Here is a 20699-nt window from a genome sequence, read left to right as displayed (position 1 = left end):
ATTAATTGCCATTAATATCCAGTTCCTTCCTTGATTCTTCGAGAGGGTTCGATAGTTGCACTCCGTATGGCATGTCAATATCGAAGCTTGCTGTGTCAAGAAGTTTGTCTTGATAGAAAATCATCGTTTCTATAGGGATGATTTTTTCAAAGGTTCGTTCAACCAAGGTTTCTAGGACGAACGGGTAGCTATCATCCTCGTGATCGAATGGGCTGCGATCATAGTCTTTTATGGTTTCGACAGTATCAATTATTACGTTGTACTCTATTTCATATAAGCATTGATCGCTCTCTACATAGACAAGATTAGCTCTTACAAAGTCGATGCTTCGGATGGTGATTTCTTCTAGTTCGGCGTCCCAATCGCTAGACTTGATTTCGTAGTCGACCTCTGGCAGGCGACTCTCTACCACGCTCATGACATCATCTCTGATTTTGGCGAGGGCTTCTGCTGCGAAGGCTGCGGGTTCGATTGAAACACTTACGTTTACCGCGTCTATAAATGCATCCACGGACTCACTCAATAACAATCCGTTGTCCTCGGCACAGAATTTTTGCAGGTCCTTGTCAGTGCTAATAACATGGATCGGGTGGTGCCGTTCCTTGGCGAAGTCTGCTAGACGCTCCAGTACAAATGCATCAGCGAACTCTTTCTCTTTGCCGCCAGCGGCAAAAGGGGAAGTAACTGAGAAATATCGAGTAAAGACTCGGCTTGGAGCGACTGTATCTACGCTAATTCGCTCGACTCCAGGGCCATCCAAAAAGAGTTCCCAATTATCGATCAGGTGCTGCTTAATCTGTTCCGCAGTGATATTCGTAAATATTCCATGGACAGGCGTTTCCGGTAAGTTCCGGATTACCATCGCCTCTTTTTTAACATGTTTTAAAGCGGAAGCGGCTTTGGCCGACTCCGCACATATGTGAGATCTGACCTCTGAGTCTGTGACATCAGGGACGATCAACAGGATTTCCTCTGCTTCTCGTAGCTTCTTAATGGAGCCCAAGCTATGTGTGAGAAATTGATAGTTCTTGGATATATAAACATTTGTATCGAGAAAGACTATTCGTGACTCAAGCTTCACTGCCGTCGCTCCCCAGCATAGATGCGCAAACTATAGCCAACAGATGGCCATTGGCCAATGTGGCTTTTTTGTGGTCCTTGCCCGTTTCCCTGGTTCGCCTGACTCAATCTCCGAAGCGCCCCTCGCTAACTAAGAATCGGGAGTGACTACGGCAGGAGCCAACAACCCATAGCTCCTTCGCGGCACGCGGTCCGTAAGCGTCCAGCGAATACACCTTCCTCTGGATCGTGGAATCTCTGATGGCGAGTTGAATGTTGAGGGCTTGGTCAACGGCTTAAGCCGCTTGTGTCGTGACCGTAACCCCTTACAGCTTGAGAATCCTTGGCTACCAGCTTCAGCAGCTCAGCCGTTAACTCCAGGGCTCTGAGCCGGTAGTAATCGCGTCGTTTAAATACAGTGGCTCTGCCATACGAAAGCATCGGGAACGAGGCGGGCTCCAAGCCATCTTTAAGCGCTTTTGGATGCCACCCTGTAGGGTAGGTGCCCTGGTGGCAGTTCGCTAGCTGATGGCTCTTGCTGGGCCTTCTGGAGCCATGGCTATGCCACATCTCTTCTTCCCATCTCTCAGAGATGGAGGAAACGACTAGATTTAAAAAAATCCTTATTTTTCATTGATTTAACTTGACAGCCTTTTTATAATGCATTTGATCTTAAGTCCGCTGGAGGCGGTGAGGCGAACACCTAACTCTGGTTCTCTTCCCAGCGTAAGCTGGGGTATAGCTTTTTTGATTTCAAATAAAAAACGCGCGCGTGAAAAAATTTCCATCGCGGCAGAGTTCCGTACAGGCCGGTAGGCGCTCAACGCTCAGTAGCCTGGTCGAACATTTCCTACACCCAGCCTCGACTGGGCTTATACGCGAGCCAGAGCGAGCGATACTCCTTCCTACCAGCTACTCCGTTCTCGTCGAGTGGCTGCGTGTCATCAAAAAAATGAGGTCTCAATGAGCACTAATTCTCTTGAGGAAGAGATGCGTCGTGCGCTCTTCGGCGGCTCCAGCACGATAGCCGAATCGCCCAAGTCGATGGCCCAAGCTTCCCGGCAGAAGCCGCCTTCGGGGTATTCCTCCAAGCTCCGCGTAGAGCTTCACGTCACAAACATTTTTGAAGGCGATTACGAGGTGGTGCATTACGAATCGCCAGTGTTGAGCGCACTGGTAGCCGAAATGGAAGCGCGGAAGAAGTACGGCAAAAAGTACCGTTATGTGACGGTGATTTCTACGACGCGGATTTAGTTTGGATCAGCAGCCATCTGCTCTCAACTCGCGTATGTGTCTGATGGAACATTTAGCTTCGGGCCGCTAGCCATGCATGAACCCCGTATAGGGCTCAATTGGCGGAGAGGTTTGAGGCGGAGGGGGTGGTGCCTCTACAGCGGGAGCCTTTGACCTGTTCTTCGCTTTCTCGGCTTTACGCCTCTGGCGTTTTTGAGCCTCTTCAAATTCCTGCATCGGGTGCGTCACAAAATGCTGGCGGTAAGTCTTCAGAAGGCCAGCTTCGTTGCTGGATACCGCTTGAGCCAGGACATAGTCAGCATCTCGCAGCTGGATTTCGATTCTGGGGTTCTTTATTTGTGCATCCTTGACCATCGCAATTGCGTTTTCGGACAGCTTGCCGCTCGTCCATAGCTCGTATCTTTGGGAGACGTTCGTCCACTCCGAATGCGCCTTCACAAAGCCCCTGATGACAGGTATGCGTTTGTTTATCCATCTCTCCACCTCATCGTCACTAAGGGTACTGATCGGATGTATCCCTTTGCATTCGATGAAGATGACCTCATGGTTCGGTCGGTGAGCCAGAACGTCGATTTCTGCCTCAGCACCGATAGAATCTCGGACGATCCTATTCATCTCCTGGGGATATCCCAAGAACGTAGACCTCGCGATTTGGGCTACCGCAAACTCGAACAGGCTTCCGCGTAGTGTTGATGCGGCGCCCTCAATTCGGGAAAGGTCGTTGAAGATCTTGTCCAGAGCTTCAGGGTTCTGGGTGAGCTTCGCTGTGTCGCTCAGTACCGTGCAGAGATTCTTCAGCGCCAATGCCACATCACGGCCAAAAAGGCTTTCAGTTGTTGCTGGAATGATTCCTTTTTCTTTGAGAAGCGCGAATGCCTCGCTTTCATAGCTTTCGGCGACAAACACCTGTAGGCATTTACCTACTTTTTTAAGATTTCGCAGCGTGACGCATTTGTTGACGAAACCGGCCAGTTGATCCGCTGTCACCCTGCCGTTCAGGGCGAGGTCGCATACAAAGAAGCCAGGCTTGATGGTGGTGCTGGTGTACTCTCGCATCGGAAATAGATACGAGGGGCCCGCTAAATCCCAATTAAAGGTCCCAACCTTGGGCAGCCCTTTCAAGCCATCGTCTTCACGGGTTGCCACCGAGTCGTAGCTGACCATTCCCAAATTGCGCGACCAATCCTTCACCGCCAGAAGCGTAACCTTCTCGGCGATCAGTCTGCCTTTCATCTTTGCCCATAAGGACGTCACTTCGAGCATTTGGTGGTGATCACATCGGACCACGCAACATTCCCCACCAGGAAGATTTACCTCCTTAACGAGGGTCGCCTTAACCAATCGCTCCAGCAGGCTTTCGGCTGCGATGTGCTTTTTCTGGGCGACAGGGGCACCACAGGCGATCAGAAAATGCGCTCGGGGCATCACGTTTCCTCGAAGCGCGAGAGCCTGTAATGCGGAGAAGTAGGTGCTCCGTGTTTTCTTCAGGGCCCCCATCAAGCTATCGAAGAAAAATGGAGAGCCGTAGTCCTCGCACAGATAGCTGAAGCGTGCTCGATGAGGGAAGACAATGTGGTTGAGTCGTGTCATGCCAACACAGCCGCGTTCGACTCGTTTCCTGGCCGCTTCAGGGGTGAGCCCACAGCTGGTTTCAAGCAGCTTGGATAGATCGCTGCTTAGCATGGGACCATTTTTCTTCAAAAGGTCGATGAGCGCATTGTCAGCCATGATCGTTCTCGATGAATGTCACACAGCGCTATTTATACTCCTTGTAAACAAGGTGCGGTACGTTCTTCGAGCGCGTACGCCTCAGACTAGGGAATTCGGGGGTTTCAGAGGCGCAGGGGCTGCTTTTTTGTTGAAAATGTCACAATAGCCGCTCAACACTCATCGTAGATCAGAGAACGAAGGTGGTTGTGTACGCGCTCTGTGCCGTTCAGCGGACTTCTCCGTATCGAGCCGATGCCAGACATCCGCTGGGCTCCTCCCGGCATAGCCGGGTAAGCGATAGCTAGATCGTAGGTCACCCATCTCTACGTCATTACCGGCTGTCTCAAACATTCCGGTCTCGTCCTGCGGCTCATAACAGCTAGCTAAACTTAAGCAGGCTAAATCTGGGGAAACCGGCCATGGACACGGACGACTCGGGGCTAAAGGCGTTACGGCGTATCATCCTTGCGGCAAATCCTTTGCTTGCGGACCGCATAGATTCCGTAAGCAATGCTGAACTTCGTATCCTGGCGAAGCTAGCAATCGACTTGAGTATTGAGGTCGATGCAGATTCCGTTGATGTAGAAGCAATGCGAGGAATGCTGAGAGAGCTTATCGCTGATGAGACGATCACCGACGAAAAGTAGGTAATCTGTTGGGTACGTAGACGGTTGGTTAGCCGTTCACTCTCGGGCTATGAAATCAAATTCGACTCGTATTCCCCATCAGATGCTCGAACTACTCACCATCCCTTTCGACGCTCCGGGTGCTCGCCAAGCTGGTAGGAATTCGTGCCGTTTCGATGGTGGCACTGGTTGAGACTCGGACCATGCCGCATTGGTGACGAAGCAGGAGTAGGCTGTGGAGGTGGAACTGTTCGACTCTACAGATAGTTCACAAATTTGTAGAGGTCAGTTTGAACACTCCTCAGTTTGTAAAGTTTTCCGATGGGTGGAGTGATTTTCTTTACATTTTAGGGTGTTATGTTACAATGATTTCACAGCCGGCCCTTGTGGTGTAAGGCGAAAAAATTTACAGAGCGTCTCTCAGGAATCCTTTCCCGTTCTGACGGATCGCTGCTCGACAGCACTCGAAAAAAAGCCGCAGCCAGGCAACTGGCTGCGGCTTTTTCATGCCCGCTCGAAAACCAGGTCAATAGAACAACCGGGGCTCCGGCGAGGCCAGCAAGCTGGCCAGTTTGGTGAGGGCAAAGGCAAGTTCGTCCCGGCTTGGCGCCATCAGTGCGATACGCACGCCATTGGGCGCGTCGCTGCGCTGAGGCAGGAACTGGCTGCCGCTGACCACGGTCACGCCGTTGCTGCGCGCCAGGTTGGCGAACTCATCGCCGGTCCAGGGGGCGGGCAGTTCGAGCCAGATATGGAAGCTGTGAGGTTGGCTGCGGATCGGGTACTGGCCGAGGATGTCTTTGGCCATCTGCTGGCGCGCGGCGGCTTCGTTCTGCTGGATCCTTACCAACTCGTCCGCCATGCCGCTGTTGATCAAGTTGCTGGCGAGCTGGGCCATCAAGGGTGAGGGCATCCATACGCTGCTGCGCACCATCGAGGACAAGCGCGACAGCATGTGCGGCGGTGCATACAGATAGCCGATACGCAGCGCCGGCAATACGCTCTTGGACAGGCTGGTCAGGTAAATGGAGCGCTCCGGCGCATAGGCGGCCAGGGGTTTGTAGCTGGGAGCCGGTTCCAGGAAGCCATAGATGTCGTCGTCGATGATGACCAGGTCGAACTCGCGAGCAATTGCAGCGATGGCTTCACGCCGGGCATGAGGCATGATCGAGTTGGTCGGGTTCTGGTGCGTGGTCACGCAGACCAGCAGGGTAGGGCGATGCTCCAGGCAGGCGGCGCGCAGGGCCTCGGGAATCAGACCGTGCTCGTCCATGGCCACGCCCTGAAGACGTCGGCCCAAGCTGTGGGCCAGGGAAATGATGCCGGGGTAACAGAAGGATTCGCAGAGAATCACATCATCGGCTTTCGACAGGCTGCTGATGGCCACCAGCAGGCCGTGCTGGGCGCCGGAGGTCAAGACCACCTGCTGCCAGCTCGCGTCCGGCAGCCAGCGTCTGATCCAGGTCGCGCCAGCCTCCTTGTGAATGGCATGACCGCCATCGGTGACGTAATCGAGCGCCTGGATCAGGTCGGCGGAGTCGGCCAGGTCGTGGAGCGAACCGCGCAACCATTGCGTCATGTGGGCGTCGTTGGGCTTGATGATCGACAGATCGATCTGGCCGTTCTCATTGCTGATGCCCGCGCTGCGAGGTGCTGGGGCAGCAACGGCTTTCGGGGGGCGCACAAAGGTGCCGCGTCCTACCTCGCCGACCACCAGGCCACGTTTGGCCGCCTCGTCATAGGCCCGGCCAATGGTGCCTGGCGTCACGCTCAAGCGCTCGGCCAGGTCCTTCAGTGTCGGCAGTCGATCGCCGGCTACCAACTTCCCGCTGGCAATGTCCTGTTCAAGGGCATCGGCGATCATCAGGTAAACCGGTTGCGTCAGGGCGCTGTACTGAGGAACCCACATGAAATGGCACCAGTGTCGGAACGAGCGCGCAAGCCTAACATGAAAGCAATAGGGGGTGTAATCAGACCGGATTACACCCATTGATTGTGGTTGAAAGTGCTGGCTTGTCAGGCGTTAATTCGCTATTTCATTAATAATCAATAAGTTATATGGGCTTTAGAAACGAGGTGAATAAATTCATTGAATCGATGATATTTTCCTGATTACCATCATTGAATCGACTCAATGTTGCCGTGCCACGCACCTGACCTGCTTTCAACCCTTGGAGAGACTATGAAAACCGCATTTGTAACCGGCGCTTCCGCAGGCTTTGGCCGCGCCATCTGCCGCACGCTGGTCGCCGAGGGCTACCGGGTTATCGGTGGCGCTCGGCGCATGGACAAACTCAAGGCGCTGGAGAGTGAGCTGGGCGACTCGTTCATCCCGCTGGCGCTGGATGTCACCGATCCAGCCTCCTTGGATGCGGCTGTCGAATGGATCGGCAAGGCCTCGTTGAACATCGATGTGCTGGTCAACAACGCCGGGCTGGCGCTGGGCATCGACCGGGCCCAGCAGGCCAGTGCCGAGAACTGGCAGCGGATGATCGACACCAATGTCACCGGCCTGACGATGGTCACCCACAAGATCCTGCCCCAGATGGTTGCGGCCGACAGCGGCCTGATCATCAACATCGGCTCCATCGCCGGCACCTATCCGTACCCGGGGGGCAATGTGTATGGCGCCAGCAAGGCGTTCGTCCGTCAGTTCAGCCTCAACCTGCGCGCCGACCTCGCCGGCACCCGGGTGCGGGTGAGCAATATCGAGCCAGGCCTGTGCTCGGGCACCGACTTCTCGGTGGTTCGCCTCAAGGGGGATCTGGACGCTGTGGAAGCGCTGTACCGCGACGTCGAGGCGCTTCTGCCCGAAGACATCGCCGCCACCGTGGCCTGGATCGCGGCTCAACCTGCGCATGTGAACATCAACACGATCGAGATCATGCCGGTGGCGCAAAGCAGTGCGGGGCTGAATGTGGTGCGCAATCTGCCCCGTACCGCGAAGGCGTGAGGGGCAACAGCTGTTTCACGAATGAAACAGTCCCTTGAGCCATGTCATCGCGCATTCAGGATTCTTGACTAGAGTTAGGGGTGGTGGCCACCCGTTGGCCGCCACCGTGAAGTCCTCGAGGCGTCGGCGATGTCCCGACGTCCAGAACCTGATCAGGAGTGCACGATGGACCTCAACCGTCGGCAGTTCTTCAAGGTCGCCGCCATCGGCCTTGGAGGCTCGAGCCTCGCGGCGTTGGGCATGGCCCCGACCCCCGCGTTCGCCGAGCAGGTGCGCCACTTCAAGTTGGCGCACACCAAAGAGACCCGCAACACCTGCCCTTACTGCTCGGTCGGCTGCGGCCTGATCATGTACAGCCAGGGCGATGCGGGCAAGAACGTCAAACAGAACATCATCCACATCGAGGGCGATGCGGACCATCCGGTCAACCGCGGGACCTTGTGCCCGAAAGGCGCCGGCCTGCTCGATTTCATCCACAGCCCGAACCGCCTGCAGTACCCCGAGGTACGCAAGCCGGGCAGCAAGGAGTGGACCCGAATCAGCTGGGACGAGGCGCTCGATCGCGTCGCCGATCTGGTGAAAAAGGATCGCGATGCCAACTTCATCGAGAAGAACGCCCAGGGGCAGACGGTCAACCGTTGGCTCTCCGTGGGCTTTCTCGCAGCGTCCGCCGCTTCCAGCGAAGCGGGCTACCTGACGCACAAGGTCATCCGCTCGCTGGGTGTACTGGGGTTCGATAACCAAGCGCGTGTCTGACACGGCCCGACGGTGGCAAGTCTTGCCCCGACGTATGGCCGTGGTGCCATGACCAACCACTGGTCCGATATCGCCAACGCGAATCTGGTCCTGGTGATGGGTGGCAACGCAGCAGAAGCGCACCCGTGCGGCTTCAAGTGGGTGACCGAGGCCAAGGCGCACAACAAGGCGCGGCTGATCGTGGTCGACCCGCGGTTCACGCGTACCGCCTCGGTGGCGGATTACTACGCGCCGATCCGTACCGGTACCGACATCGCCTTCATGGGCGGGTTGATCAATTACTTGCTGAGCAACGACAAGATCCAGCACGAGTACGTGCGCAACTACACCGACGTGTCGTTCATCGTCAAAGAAGGCTATGGCTTCGAGGACGGGCTGTTCAGTGGCTATGACGCGGACAAGCGCATCTATGCCGACAGATCCGGCTGGGGCTATGAGCTGGGCGAGGATGGTTTTGCCAAGGTCGATCCGACCCTGCAGCACCCGCGTTGCGTCTACCAGTTGATGAAGCAGCACTACAGCCGCTACACCCCGGAAGTGGCCAGTCTGACCTGTGGCATGCCCCAGGACGCCATGATGAAGGTGTGGGAAGAGATCGCCACCTGCTCGCAGCCGGGCAAGACCATGACGATCCTCTACGCGCTGGGCTGGACACAGCACTCGATCGGCGCGCAGATCATCCGCAGTGCGGCCATGGTCCAGTTGCTGCTGGGCAACGTCGGCATGCCGGGTGGCGGGGTCAACGCCCTGCGCGGTCACTCCAACATCCAGGGCCTGACCGACCTGGGGCTGTTGTCCAACTCGCTGCCGGGTTACCTGACCCTGGCCGGCGATGCCGAACAGGACTACGCCACCTTCATCGACAAGCGCGCCTCCAAGCCGCTGCGCCCGGGGCAATTGTCCTACTGGCAAAACTACGGCAAGTTCCACGTCAGCCTCATGAAGGCCTGGTACGGCCCCAACGCCACCGCCGAGAACCACTGGGGCTATGACTGGCTGCCCAAGCTCGATGTCGGTTCCTATGACGTGCTGCGCATGTTCGAGATGATGGGCGAGGGCAAGGTCAACGGCTACTTCTGCCAGGGCTTCAACCCGATCGCCGCGTTGCCGGACAAAAACCGTGTCACCGCCGCGCTGGCCAAGCTCAAGTGGCTGGTGGTCATGGATCCGCTGGCCACCGAGACGTCCGAGTTCTGGCGCAACGCCGGCCCGTTCAATGACGTCGATACCGCCAACATCCAGACCGAGGTGATCCGCCTGCCCACCACCTGCTTCGCCGAGGAGGATGGCTCGCTGGTCAACAGCAGCCGCTGGCTGCAGTGGCACTGGAAGGGCGCCGACGGCCCGGGCGAGACCCGTACCGACGTGCAGATCATGAGCGAACTGTTCCTGCGCCTGCGTCATCGCTACAAGGCCGAGGGCGGTGCGTACCCGGATCCGATGCTCAACATCAACTGGCCGTACAAGATCCCCGAAGAGCCTTCGCCCGAGGAGTTGGCCAAGGAAATGAACGGCTGGGCGGTCAGCGACTTCACCGACCCGACCGGTGCCACGCTCAAGGCCGGTCAGCAGTTGGCAGGCTTCGGCCAGCTCAAGGACGACGGCAGCACGGCGTCCGGCTGCTGGATCTTCGCCGGCAGTTGGACCGAGCAGGGTAACCAGATGGCCCGGCGCGACAACAGTGACCCCTACGGCATGCACCAGGTGCAGAACTGGGCCTGGGCGTGGCCGGCCAACCGCCGCATCCTCTACAACCGCGCCTCCAGCGACCCACAGGGCAAACCTTGGGACCCGGAGAAAAAACGCCTGGTGTGGTGGAACGGCAAGGCCTGGACGGGTACCGACGTGCCGGACTTCAAGGTCGACTCGCCACCGGAAGCGGGGATGAATCCGTTCATCATGAACCCCGAAGGTGTGGCGCGGTTCTTCGCCATCGACAAGATGGCCGAGGGGCCGTTCCCCGAGCATTACGAGCCGTTCGAGACGCCCATCGGCATCAATCCACTCAACCCGCAGAACAAGAAGGCCATCAGCAATCCGGCAGGGCGCGTGTTCGACTCGGTGTGGGACACCTTGGGCAAGGCCAACGAGTTCCCCTATGCGGCGACCACCTACCGGCTGACCGAGCACTTCCATTTCTGGAGCAAGCATTGTCGTCTCAACGCCATTGCCCAGCCCGAGCAGTTCGTCGAGATCGGCGAGGCGCTGGCCAACGAGAAAGGCATCAAGGCTGGCGATCGGGTGCGGGTCAGCTCCAAGCGGGGGCATATCGAGGCGGTGGCGGTGGTGACCAAGCGGATCCGTCCGCTGAAGGTGAACAACCAGACCGTTCACCACGTCGGCATTCCGCTGCACTGGGGCTTCACCGGCATCACCCGGCATGGCTACCTGACCAACACCTTGGTGCCGTTCCTGGGTGATGGCAACACCCAGACGCCGGAGTCCAAGTCGTTCCTCGTCAACGTGGAGAAAATCTAATGGCCCAGCAAGACATTATCGCCCGCTCGGCCACCACGACCGTACCGTCTTCGGTGCGCCAGCAGCAGGAAGTCGCCAAGCTGATCGACACCACCAAGTGCATCGGCTGCAAGGCCTGCCAGGTGGCGTGTTCGGAGTGGAACGAACTGCGTGACGAGGTCGGCCACAACCACGGCACCTACGACAACCCCCAGGACCTGACCGCCGAAACCTGGACCCTGATGCGCTTCACCGAGCACGAGCGCGACGATGGCAACCTGGAGTGGCTGATCCGCAAGGACGGCTGCATGCACTGCGCCGAGCCCGGTTGCCTGAAGGCCTGTCCAAGTCCGGGGGCGATCATCAAGCACGCCAACGGCATCGTCGATTTCAACCAGGATCACTGCATCGGCTGCGGTTATTGCATCACCGGCTGCCCGTTCAACATCCCACGGATCTCGCAGAAGGATCACAAGGCTTACAAGTGCAGCCTGTGTTCCGACCGCGTGGCCGTGGGCCTGGAGCCAGCCTGCGTGAAGACCTGCCCGACCGGGGCGATCGTCTTCGGCAGCAAGGATGAAATGAAGGTGCATGCCGCCGAGCGCATCGTCGACCTGAAGTCCCGGGGCTTCGACAAGGCCGGGTTGTACGACCCGGACGGCGTCGGCGGTACCCACGTGATGTATGTGCTGCACCACGCCGATACGCCCAAGTTGTACGCCGGACTGCCGGATCAACCAGTGATCAGTCCGCTGGTGGGGCTGTGGAAAGGCATCAGCAAGCCACTGGCGTTGCTGGCGATGGGTGCGGCTGTGCTGGCTGGGTTCTTCCACTATGTACGGGTCGGCCCGCAGCGGGTCGAGGAGGACGATGCCTTGGCACCTGCCGATGACAGCGTGCATCAGGTCGACCCGTCGGTGCATGTCTATGATCCGACCAAGCCCGGCGGGCAAGGGGGGCCGCGGCCATGAACGACAACAAACCGATCCTGCGCTACAACGCCAACGAGCGCAGCAACCACTGGATCGTCGCGATCCTGTTCGTGATGGCCGGGCTGTCGGGTCTGGCGCTGTTCCATCCGGCATTGTTCTGGCTCAGTCATCTGTTCGGTGGCGGACCCTGGACGCGTATCCTGCATCCGTTCCTGGGCGTGGCGATGTTCGTGTTCTTCCTCGGATTGGTGCTGCGTTTCTGGCGCGCCAATTTCATCACCGCCAACGATCGCCTGTGGCTGCGCCGCGTCGACCGGGTGATGCGCAACGAGGAGGAGGGCGTGCCGCCGATCGGCAAGTACAACGCCGGGCAGAAGCTGCTGTTCTGGACCTTGCTGCTGTGCATGCTGGTGCTGCTGATCAGTGGCGTGGTGATCTGGCGCGCGTGGTTCAGCCAGTACTTCGACATCGGCGCCATTCGCCTGGCGACCTTGCTCCATGCGCTGGCGGCGTTCGTGCTGATCCTCAGCATCATCGTGCACATCTATGCCGGCATCTGGATCAAAGGCTCGGTAGGCGCCATGCTGCATGGCTCGGTCAGTCGGGCCTGGGCACGCAAGCACCATGAGTTGTGGTACCGCGAAGTGACCGGCGACAAGACGCCGGGCAATCACGGGCGAAAAGAAGGATGAGCGCTTGAGCACGATACTCGAACCCGGGCAGATCGAAGCGTCGGCCGTGACGCCGCCATTTCTGAACCTGCCGCCTGCCAACCTGTTCGAACGGCGCGCCGAGCGCCTGGAGCAACTGGCCGAGGGCAATGCCCTTGGCCAGTACCTGATGCTGATCGCGCGGCTGTGCCGTATCCAGCAGCAGCTTGTGGATAACCCGCCCAGTGCCCTGCCGGTGGCAGGCGAACGCCAGCGCCTGTGCATAAGTCATGGCTTGCCACCGCTGGCGGCGGACAGCCTGGTGCGCGAGGGGCCTTGGTTAGCCTGGTTGCAGGCGCTGCTCGAACACTTCGATGGCGTGTCCGACGGGGCGCTGGGTGAGGCCCTGCGCACATTGCGAGAGAGCGACGACAGCCAGCGCAAAGGCTGGGCCATTGCCCTGCTGGCCGGCCAGTACGATGCCGTGCCGGCGGCGCTGGTGCCCTTCATTGGCGCGGCGCTGCAAGCGGCTTGGTCCCATTGGCTGCTGACGCTGCCCGAACCTGAACTCAAGCCCGCCGACAGCCTGGCCCAGTGTCCGGCCTGTGGATCACCGGCCATGGCTGGGGTGGTGCGCAACCGTGGCAAGCACAACGGCCTGCGATACCTGGTCTGTTCGTTGTGCGCGTGCGAGTGGCATGTGGTGCGGGTCAAATGCGTGTACTGCGAGTCGAGCAAGGACCTGCGCTACAGCAACCTCGAGGATGACCGGCACGCGCCGGGAAAGGCGCCGTTGCGCGCCGAATGTTGTCCAGGGTGTCAGAGCTACCTAAAGCAGAGTTACTTGGAGAACGACGCCGCGGCCGAGCCGCTGGCCGATGACCTGGCCAGCCTGGCGCTGGATATGCGTCTGGATGAGGAGGGCTTCCAGCGGCTGGCGCCTAACCTGATGCTGGCGCCCGGCTAGGGGGAAGTGTCTACACTGAAACACCGAGTTGCCTCATTCGCGGGTAAGCCGGCTCCCACAACGGTTGCACTGCCCTTGTGGGAGCGGGGTTACCCGCGAAAGACCCCAATCGACAACGGATCAGTTGAAGGTAGTACCGCATGTCTTCGAGCCCCGCCAGCGACACCCCACGCCTGCCCTCCATCGACACCTTGTTACGCCACCCGACCTGCGAGCCGTTGATCGAACGCCATGGCCGTGACGCCGTGCTGGCTACCCTTCGCCACTTGCTCGATGACCTGCGTGAGCCTGCTCGCCTTGGCCAGATGAGCGCGGTCGAGCTGGCGCCGGAAGTTCTCAATGGCCGCGCCGGCGAACGCCTGGCCATCCAGCAGCGCAGCCAGGTACGCCGTGTGTTCAACCTCACCGGCACGGTGTTGCACACCAACCTGGGCCGTGCGCTGTTGCCCGAGGAGGCGGTGGAGGCCATGCAGGTCGCCGCCCGTCATCCGCTGAACCTGGAGTTCGACCTGGCCACCGGCAAGCGCGGTGACCGCGACGACCTGATCGAAGGCCTGATCCGCGAGCTCACCGGGGCCGAGGCGGTGACGGTGGTCAACAACAACGCCGCTGCCGTGCTGCTGGCGCTCAACAGCCTGGGCGCGCGCAAGGAGGGGGTCATCTCACGAGGCGAACTGATCGAGATCGGCGGCGCCTTCCGTATTCCCGACATCATGGCCCGCGCGGGTGTCCGCCTGCATGAAGTCGGCACCACCAATCGCACCCACGCCCGCGACTACGAAGGCGCGATCAACCCGCGAACGGGCTTGCTGATGCGTGTGCATTGCAGCAACTACAGCATTCAGGGCTTCACCACCCAGGTACCCACCGCCGAGCTGGCCGCCATTGCCCACGCCCATGGTTTGCCGCTGCTGGAGGACCTGGGCAGCGGCAGCCTGCTCGACCTCACCCGTTGGGGGCTGCCGGCCGAACCCACCGTACGCCAGGCCCTGGCTGACGGCGCCGACATCGTCACCTTCAGCGGCGACAAGCTGCTCGGCGGCCCCCAGGCCGGCATCATCGTCGGGCGCAAGGAGCTGATCGCCAAGATCAAGAAGAACCCTCTCAAGCGTGCCCTGCGGGTCGACAAGATCACCTTGGCCGCGCTGGAAGCCGTGCTGGCGCTGTACCGCAATCCGGATCGGCTCGCCGAGCGCCTGCCCAGCCTGCGCCTGTTGACCCGCCCTCAGGATGAGATAGCGGCCCAAGCCGAGCGCCTGGCCCCGGCGCTCGCGGCCTGCCTGGGGGCGCAATGGGCTGTAAGCGTCGAGCCGGCCCTGGGCATGATCGGCAGTGGCAGCCAGCCTGTGGCGCGCCTGCCCAGCGCCGCCCTGTGCCTGCGCCCGCAGGTGTCGAAGAAGCTGCGCGGACGCAGTTTGCACGTGCTCGAGCGCGCCTTGCGCGACCTGCCGGTGCCGGTGCTCGGGCGCATCGATGACGACGCCCTGTGGCTCGACCTGCGCCAGCTCGACGACGAGGCCCACTGGCTGGCGCAACTGCCAGCACTGCGTCTGGGGCCGGTCCAGTGATCGTCGGCACCGCCGGCCATATCGACCATGGCAAGACCGCACTGCTCCAGGCCCTGACCGGCCAGGCTGGCGATCATCGCCAGGAAGAACGCGCCCGGGGCATGACCATCGATCTCGGCTACCGCTATGCCGCGCTGGCCGAGGGTGCGCCGTTGACCGGTTTCATCGACGTGCCCGGGCACGAGCGCTTCATCCACAATATGTTGGCCGGCGCCCATGGCATCGACCTGGTCTTGCTGGTGGTGGCGGCAGATGACGGCGTCATGCCACAGACCCGCGAGCACCTGGCGATCATCGAGCTGCTGGGCATCCCCCAGGCGGTGGTGGCGATCAGCAAGTGCGACCGGGTCGAGCCGCAGAGGGTTGCGCAGGTCCTGGCGCAAGTTACAGCACTGCTGGCGCCGGGCCCTTACGCGCAGGCGAAGCAGTTTCCGTTGTCCAGCGTCACTGGGGAGGGCATCGAAGCGCTGCGCCAGGCGTTGCTGACCGCTGGAGACACGGTAGGTCAACGCAGCGCACGCGGTGGTTTCCGTCTGGCCGTCGACCGGGCGTTCGCCGTGGCCGGCGCTGGTATCGTGGTCACCGGCACCGCCTTGGCCGGGCAGGTCAGCGCCGGCGACACCTTGCTGTTGGGCAAGGCCGGTAAGCCGGTACGGGTGCGGGGGTTGCATGCGCAGAACCAGGCTGCGTTGGTGGCCCAGGCCGGCCAGCGAGTGGCGCTGAATCTGCACGCCGAGCGCCTGGCGCTGGAGCAGATCCACCGGGGCGACTGGCTGGTGCCTGACTGGCTGCATGCGCCCAGCACGCGGGTGGATATCGAGCTCACGTTATTGCCCAGCGAGACGCGAACCTTCGAGCATTTCAGCGCCGTGCACGTGCACCTGGGTACCCAGGACGTCACGGCGCGTGTGGCGCTGCTCGAGGGCGAGACATTGCAGGCGGGGCAGCGGATGTTCGCCCAACTGCTGCTCAACGCGCCCTTGCAGGCAGTGCATGGCGATCGGCTGGTGCTCAGGGACCAACGGGCCCAACGCACCCTGGGCGGTGGCCGTGTACTCGACCCCTTTGCCCCGAGCCGGCAACGACGAAGTGAAACGCGTCTGCGGCAACTGCAGGCCCTCAGCGAGGCCGAGGCCTTGGAGCAGGCTTTGCCGGCCTTGCTCGATGCCGCGCCTGGCGGGCTGGATCCCCAGCGCCTCGAGCGTCAGTTCAATCGACTGCGCGACACCTGGAGGTTACCTGAGGCTGTGCAGGTGATCGCGACGCGACAAGGGCAACTGCTGTTCGCCAGGCATCGCTGGCAGGCGCTGAAGCAGCAGGTCACGGCGCAGTTGGCGCAGTTCCATGAGCAGGAGCCAGACCAGCTGGGGCCGGACCGCGACCGCCTGCGCAGGTTCATGGCCTTGCCCATGGAGCGCCCGGCGTTCGTCAGTCTGCTGGAGGCGTTGCTCGAAGCCGGCGACGTCGTCAGTAGCGGCCCCTGGCTGCATTTGCCGGCGCACAAGGTGCAGTTGAGCGACGCCGATGCTGCCTTGTGGGCGCTGCTGGAGCCTGAGTTGGCGAGAGGCGAGTACGATCCGCCCTGGGTTCGGACGCTGGCTGCAGCGCAAGGGCGTGACGAAGCCGACGTGCGCCTGCTGCTGCGCAAGCTGGCCCGGCTGGGACTGGTGCACCAGGTGGTGCGCGATCTGTTCTATCCGGAGGCGACTGTCCGGCGCATGGCCGACATGCTGTTGCAGCTTTCGGCCAGTACACCGATAGTGCAGGTGGCGGCGTTTCGCGATATGTTGGGCATCGGTCGCAAACGCAGCGTTCAGATTCTTGAATATTTCGATCGAATCGGTCTGACCCGGAGGGTGGCCGACCAGCGTTACATCCGAGCCGACAGCGCCCTGGCCGAGCAGCAGCCAAGGCACTGACTACAAGGAAGGCAATCGCGCCCGGTGGCGCGGCCGGGCTTCAAACCCGGTTGGGGACGGCATCCGTTCCCGGGCAGGTTCGACTCCCGCTGCCTTCCGCCACTTCTCCCCAAAGCACCTGAGTCCACCTGGGCGCATAGACCCCGGTGGAGCCCACACTATGTGCACCGGCCTATTCGCGGGTAAACCCGGTCCTACAGGTGCCGCAGTGTGTTTGAGTGCAACACAGAACCTATGGGACCGGGTTTATCGAGGCGTCGAACCGCCGCGAATGCGTCAGTCTGGGCGACCTTCAGGCCCGCTCACCGCACAGGTCCAGGGCAAACCAATGCTCTGCCGCCTGCACATCCAGCCCTGCACCCAGCAGTGCGAACAGCTTGCCCAGCGCCGCTTCGCGGGTCATCCCGCCGCCACTGACCAAGCCGGTATCGCGCAGGCGGCTGCCGGCGGCATAGGTGTCGAACACCACCGAACCCTCCGGACACTGGCTGATCGCAACGATCATCACTCCACCCTTGCGGGCTTCGTGCAATGCGTCCAGCAGCGTCTGGTCATCCGAGGGGCCAGTGCCGCTGCCGTAGCATTCCAGCACCAAGCCTTGCACGCCGGCGGCGAGCATTGCCTGCACGAAGCTGGCCTGCAGGCCGGGTACCACCGGCAGCACCGCAAGACGCACCGGATGGCGGCGTTGGCGATAGTCCAGCGTTGGCGGGATGGCCGTGGCGCGCTCGCCCTCACGATGGCGGGGCAGCGCCACGAAGGCATCGAAGGCCTCACTGCGCAGTTTCGATGCCCGGCAGCCATGCAACAGTTGGCCATGGAAATACAACTGCACACCCTCCGCCAGGCCGCTTTCGAACAGGCGCAAGGCCCCGAGCAGGTTGTCCCAGGCGTCGCTGTCCGGGGCCCCGGCTGGCAACATGGAGCCGGTCAGCAGCACCGGTACCGGCAAGCCCAGCAGCAGGAACGACAAGGCCGCCGCGCTGTAGGCCAGGGTGTCGGTGCCATGCAGCACCAGCACACCGTCATGGCCGCCGTGCTCCACTGCGTCGACGATGGCATCGCGCATGGCCAGCCAGTTGGCCTGTTGCATGTTGGCGCTGTCGATCAGTGGGTCGAGCTCGCGCAGCGACCATTGAAGGCGCGGCGCATCGGCCAGCAGCGCCAGGTGTTCGCGCATCCGCGCCTCGAAGCCGCTGGCCGGTGCCAGGCCCTCGGGCGTTTGCAGCATGCCGATGGTGCCACCGGTATAGAGGACGAGAAGATTCTTGACTGCACGCATGGAAAACTTCCGTAGCGATGAGCGGAGAAGGGAGCCGCCCCGGACGGGGCGGCTGGGCAGCAGAGGATATCAGCGCTGTGGCTGGACTTGGGCGGCAGCTTTGTCAGCGGCGGTTTCAGCCTGTGGGTTGGCTGGCCAGGCATCGCGATCCAGGTCCAGGTCGGCGAACTTGCTGGAGTCGAATACCGGCTGGTCGATGCCGGCGCGGCGCTGGTCGTCGTAGTCGCGCATTACGCGCAGGCCGACCTTGAACAGCAGGGCCAGGGCGATCAGGTTGACGAATGCCAGGCAGGTCATGGTGATGTCGGCAAAGGCGAACACGGTCGACAGGTCCTGCATCGAACCCCAGATCACCAGCGCCAGTACCAGGCCACGGAAGCTCATCAGCACGACACGGTTGCGGCTGAGGAACTGCAGGCTGTTCTCGCCCAAGTAGTAGTTGTAGAGGATGCAGGTGAAGACGAACAGCGACAGGGCGACGCTGACGAACACACGGCCCCAGTCACCGACCACGGCGGCCAGCGAGTTCTGGGTCAGGACGATGCCGTCACCTTCGAAGCCCGGGGTGTAGAAGCCCGACAGCAGGATCAGCAGCGCGGTGCAGGTGCAGATCACGAAGGTGTCGAGGAACACGCTGAAGGCCTGGACCACGCCCTGGGCGCCCGGGTGTTTCACGGCGGCCACGGCGGCGACGTTCGGCGCGCTGCCCAGACCCGCTTCGTTGGCGAACACGCCACGCTTCACGCCCATGACGATGGCGCTGCCGAGCAGGCCGCCGAACGCGGGGTCGAGGCCGAAGGCGCTCTTGAAGATGGTTTCCAGCATGGCTGGCACGTGCTCGATCTGGGTGCCGATCACGTACAGGGTCACGCCGATGTAGGCCAGGGTCTTGACCGGTACCAGCAGGTCCGACACTGCAGCGATACGCTTGATACCACCGATGAAGGTGATGGCCAGCAGCACGGCCAGGACGATACCGGTGTGTTTTGGATCGAAGGCAAAGGCGTTCTGCAGCGAGTGGGTCACGGTGTACGACTGCAGGCCAATGAAGGCGAAGCCGTAGGTGACCAGCAGCAGGATCGAGAACACGATCGCCATGCTTTTCAGCTTCAGGCCGTGCTGGATGTAATACGCTGGGCCGCCGCGGTACAGGCCGTCGCCATCGGCGCGCTTGTAGACCTGGGCCAGGGTGCATTCGAAGAAGCTGCTGGCCATACCCACCAGTGCGGTGACCCACATCCAGAACACGGCGCCTGGGCCACCGAGGGTCACGGCGATGCCGACGCCCGCGATGTTACCGGCGCCGACGCGGCCGGCAAGGCTCAACATCAGGGCCTGGAACGAGCTCAGCTGGCCTGCCTGGCCGCGCAGGGATTCCTTGAAGACCGCGAACATGTGGCCGAAATGACGGAACTGGACGAACCGAGAGCGGATGGTGAAGTAACCGCCGAGTCCGACGATCAGCACGATGAGGAGTTTCCCGGAAAGGAAATCGTTGAGTGCTTCGAGCATTGAAAAATGACCTCGATTCTTATTGTTCGTGTGGAAAGACCAGCGGGCGGCAGGCGCACCGCTATTCAGTGGGGGCGCATGGTTGGCCATGACAACAACGGTTACAATTTCGCGTGTTGCTCTGATTTGATGCGACTTGATGCTAAACTTGCACCACTCGCATCATCTGGATCCTGCTCATGGGCGATCATTTCGCTATCAATCTCAAATTGGCTTGCAGCCATTACCGCTCTATTTCAGAGGTTTGCCGACAGCTCTCGATCAACCGCGCGCAATTCAACAAGTACCTCAGCGGCCAGAGCCGTCCGACGGCTTACAACCTCAAGCGCATCGGTGATTTCTTCGGTGTCGAGGAATACGAGCTGGGCCTGCCGCCCGAGCAGTTCGCCCGCCTGATCGGGGCGCGCAATCTGTCGGCCGAGTCTGGACCGCAGAACGACCCCATTAGCGAGCTGTTCAAACCGCTGCATGCCCATGCAGGCAATCTGTCGCGCTATTGCGGCTACTACTTCGAATACTCCAACTGCATGTCGGTCCCGGGCTCGATCCTGGTGTCGCTGGTGCATTTGTGGGAGGAGCGCGGCAGCTTCCTGTTCGAGCGTCAGGAGCGACAGGAGCGCTCCAGTGCCACGGATCTGCATGCAGAGGTGCGTTGCCGCTATCTGGGCGCGGCCTTCCAACTGCAGGACCGGGTCTTTCTGATCGACTACGAGTCACTGACGCTCAACGAGATGAGCCAGACCGTGCTCATCCCCAGCTTCAAAAGCCGTATCACCCGTCTGAACGGCTTGAAGACCGGCGTCTCCAGTGGGGACCGGCGCAACCCGGCCTGTACCCGTGTGGTCTGGGAGTACCTGGGCGAGGAGATCAACCGCATCAACGCCTACCGCCAGGTCAAGCTGTACCGCCCGGACGACCCTCGCATCGATGACGACGTGCGCGAGCGTCTGAAGGCAGGGCCGATCAGCAACGGCTTGTTCGAGATCGAGTGAGCCCTGCCTCGCGACGCACTGCTTGGTAATTCGTCATCGACGCCGAATATCCTGTCGCGCCC

15 protein-coding genes and 1 tRNA gene are annotated in these 20699 nt (G+C 60.8%); 11 read left to right on the top strand and 5 right to left on the bottom strand.

Translation table 11 applies throughout. The annotated features are described in order from the left end of the window. Position 1: 1 nt before the first annotated feature. Complete coding sequence (locus ACNFCH_RS14445; protein ID WP_236248573.1) at positions 2-1081, bottom strand: PIN domain-containing protein; 1080 nt, start codon at positions 1079-1081, stop codon at positions 2-4. Between the two features lie 941 nt (positions 1082-2022). Here ACNFCH_RS14445 and ACNFCH_RS14440 point away from each other — a divergent pair. Further along, positions 2023-2313 carry a hypothetical protein gene (locus tag ACNFCH_RS14440; protein WP_212628249.1) on the top strand — a complete coding sequence of 97 codons (291 nt, stop codon included), beginning with the start codon at positions 2023-2025 and terminating at the stop codon, positions 2311-2313. 66 nt (positions 2314-2379) lie between these two features. Here the strand turns inward: ACNFCH_RS14440 and ACNFCH_RS14435 are convergent, their stop codons facing one another. Beyond that, positions 2380-4041: a hypothetical protein gene (locus ACNFCH_RS14435; RefSeq protein WP_236248574.1), complete on the bottom strand. Its 1662-nt coding sequence runs from the start codon at positions 4039-4041 to the stop codon at positions 2380-2382. 401 nt (positions 4042-4442) lie between these two features. On the opposite strand from ACNFCH_RS14435, the gene ACNFCH_RS14430 reads away from it, so the two are divergent. Continuing rightward, positions 4443-4670 (top strand): hypothetical protein, encoded by a 228-nt coding sequence (locus tag ACNFCH_RS14430; RefSeq protein ID WP_236248575.1) that lies wholly within the window; start codon positions 4443-4445, stop codon positions 4668-4670. Positions 4671-5175: 505 nt separating this feature from the next. On the opposite strand, the gene ACNFCH_RS14425 is transcribed toward ACNFCH_RS14430, so the two are convergent. Then, positions 5176-6558, bottom strand: a complete 1383-nt coding sequence (locus tag ACNFCH_RS14425) for a PLP-dependent aminotransferase family protein (protein ID WP_416743028.1) — start codon at positions 6556-6558, stop codon at positions 5176-5178. A gap of 273 nt (positions 6559-6831) precedes the next feature. Between ACNFCH_RS14425 and ACNFCH_RS14420 the strand changes: the two genes are divergently transcribed. The 8 genes from ACNFCH_RS14420 (at position 6832) to ACNFCH_RS14385 (ending at position 16953) form a co-directional block, all read left to right on the top strand. Next, the gene (locus ACNFCH_RS14420) at positions 6832-7602 is read left to right on the top strand and encodes an SDR family NAD(P)-dependent oxidoreductase (RefSeq protein WP_070093908.1); all 771 of its coding nucleotides are present in this window, start codon (positions 6832-6834) and stop codon (positions 7600-7602) included. Positions 7603-7767: 165 nt separating this feature from the next. Further along, positions 7768-10836 (top strand): formate dehydrogenase-N subunit alpha, encoded by a 3069-nt coding sequence (gene fdnG, locus ACNFCH_RS14415; protein ID WP_337159624.1) that lies wholly within the window; start codon positions 7768-7770, stop codon positions 10834-10836. Next, a complete protein-coding gene (fdxH, locus tag ACNFCH_RS14410) occupies positions 10836-11786 on the top strand; it encodes a formate dehydrogenase subunit beta (RefSeq protein ID WP_196165017.1) in 951 nt (316 codons plus the stop codon). The genes fdnG and fdxH overlap by 1 nt, the downstream gene beginning before the upstream one ends. Further along, positions 11783-12439: a formate dehydrogenase subunit gamma gene (locus tag ACNFCH_RS14405; protein ID WP_196165018.1), complete on the top strand. Its 657-nt coding sequence runs from the start codon at positions 11783-11785 to the stop codon at positions 12437-12439. The genes fdxH and ACNFCH_RS14405 overlap by 4 nt, the downstream gene beginning before the upstream one ends. A 4-nt stretch (positions 12440-12443) precedes the next feature. Further along, the gene (gene fdhE, locus ACNFCH_RS14400; RefSeq protein ID WP_337159629.1) at positions 12444-13364 is read left to right on the top strand and encodes a formate dehydrogenase accessory protein FdhE; all 921 of its coding nucleotides are present in this window, start codon (positions 12444-12446) and stop codon (positions 13362-13364) included. Between the two features lie 140 nt (positions 13365-13504). Further along, positions 13505-14932, top strand: coding sequence for an L-seryl-tRNA(Sec) selenium transferase (gene selA, locus ACNFCH_RS14395; protein ID WP_337159631.1), 1428 nt, complete (start codon positions 13505-13507; stop codon positions 14930-14932). Next, complete coding sequence (selB, locus tag ACNFCH_RS14390) at positions 14929-16851, top strand: selenocysteine-specific translation elongation factor (protein WP_416743027.1); 1923 nt, start codon at positions 14929-14931, stop codon at positions 16849-16851. The genes selA and selB overlap by 4 nt, the downstream gene beginning before the upstream one ends. 6 nt (positions 16852-16857) lie before the next feature. Next, positions 16858-16953: transfer RNA gene (locus ACNFCH_RS14385), tRNA-Sec, on the top strand. A gap of 190 nt (positions 16954-17143) precedes the next feature. Here ACNFCH_RS14385 and ACNFCH_RS14380 read toward each other — a convergent pair. After that, positions 17144-18133, bottom strand: coding sequence for an asparaginase (locus ACNFCH_RS14380; RefSeq protein WP_337159635.1), 990 nt, complete (start codon positions 18131-18133; stop codon positions 17144-17146). A 69-nt stretch (positions 18134-18202) separates the two neighbouring features. Further along, positions 18203-19645, bottom strand: coding sequence for a sodium:alanine symporter family protein (locus ACNFCH_RS14375; protein WP_337159636.1), 1443 nt, complete (start codon positions 19643-19645; stop codon positions 18203-18205). A 179-nt stretch (positions 19646-19824) separates the two neighbouring features. Here ACNFCH_RS14375 and ACNFCH_RS14370 point away from each other — a divergent pair, with 179 nt between their 5' ends. Then, positions 19825-20637 (top strand): helix-turn-helix domain-containing protein, encoded by an 813-nt coding sequence (locus ACNFCH_RS14370; RefSeq protein ID WP_196165023.1) that lies wholly within the window; start codon positions 19825-19827, stop codon positions 20635-20637. Positions 20638-20699: the final 62 nt, after the last annotated feature.

The organism is Pseudomonas sp. NY15354 (assembly GCF_048068075.1).
Lineage (GTDB): Bacteria > Pseudomonadota > Gammaproteobacteria > Pseudomonadales > Pseudomonadaceae > Aquipseudomonas > Aquipseudomonas guariconensis_C.
The sequence above is the reverse complement of the archived record's forward strand: the minus strand, read 5'-3'. Positions and strand labels throughout refer to the sequence as shown.

Bases quoted from the DNA above. Each gene is read 5' to 3' on its own strand.
- ACNFCH_RS14420 (WP_070093908.1), top strand. From the start codon at position 6,832: ATGAAAACCGCATTTGTAACCGGCGCTTCCGCAGGCTTTGGCCGCGCC.
- ACNFCH_RS14370 (WP_196165023.1), top strand. From the start codon at position 19,825: ATGGGCGATCATTTCGCTATCAATCTCAAATTGGCTTGCAGCCATTAC.
- ACNFCH_RS14440 (WP_212628249.1), top strand. From the start codon at position 2,023: ATGAGCACTAATTCTCTTGAGGAAGAGATGCGTCGTGCGCTCTTCGGC.
- ACNFCH_RS14380 (WP_337159635.1), bottom strand. From the start codon at position 18,133: ATGCGTGCAGTCAAGAATCTTCTCGTCCTCTATACCGGTGGCACCATC.
- ACNFCH_RS14375 (WP_337159636.1), bottom strand. From the start codon at position 19,645: ATGCTCGAAGCACTCAACGATTTCCTTTCCGGGAAACTCCTCATCGTG.
- fdxH (WP_196165017.1), top strand. From the start codon at position 10,836: ATGGCCCAGCAAGACATTATCGCCCGCTCGGCCACCACGACCGTACCG.
- ACNFCH_RS14430 (WP_236248575.1), top strand. From the start codon at position 4,443: ATGGACACGGACGACTCGGGGCTAAAGGCGTTACGGCGTATCATCCTT.
- ACNFCH_RS14435 (WP_236248574.1), bottom strand. From the start codon at position 4,041: ATGGCTGACAATGCGCTCATCGACCTTTTGAAGAAAAATGGTCCCATG.
- selA (WP_337159631.1), top strand. From the start codon at position 13,505: ATGTCTTCGAGCCCCGCCAGCGACACCCCACGCCTGCCCTCCATCGAC.
- ACNFCH_RS14405 (WP_196165018.1), top strand. From the start codon at position 11,783: ATGAACGACAACAAACCGATCCTGCGCTACAACGCCAACGAGCGCAGC.
- ACNFCH_RS14425 (WP_416743028.1), bottom strand. From the start codon at position 6,558: ATGTGGGTTCCTCAGTACAGCGCCCTGACGCAACCGGTTTACCTGATG.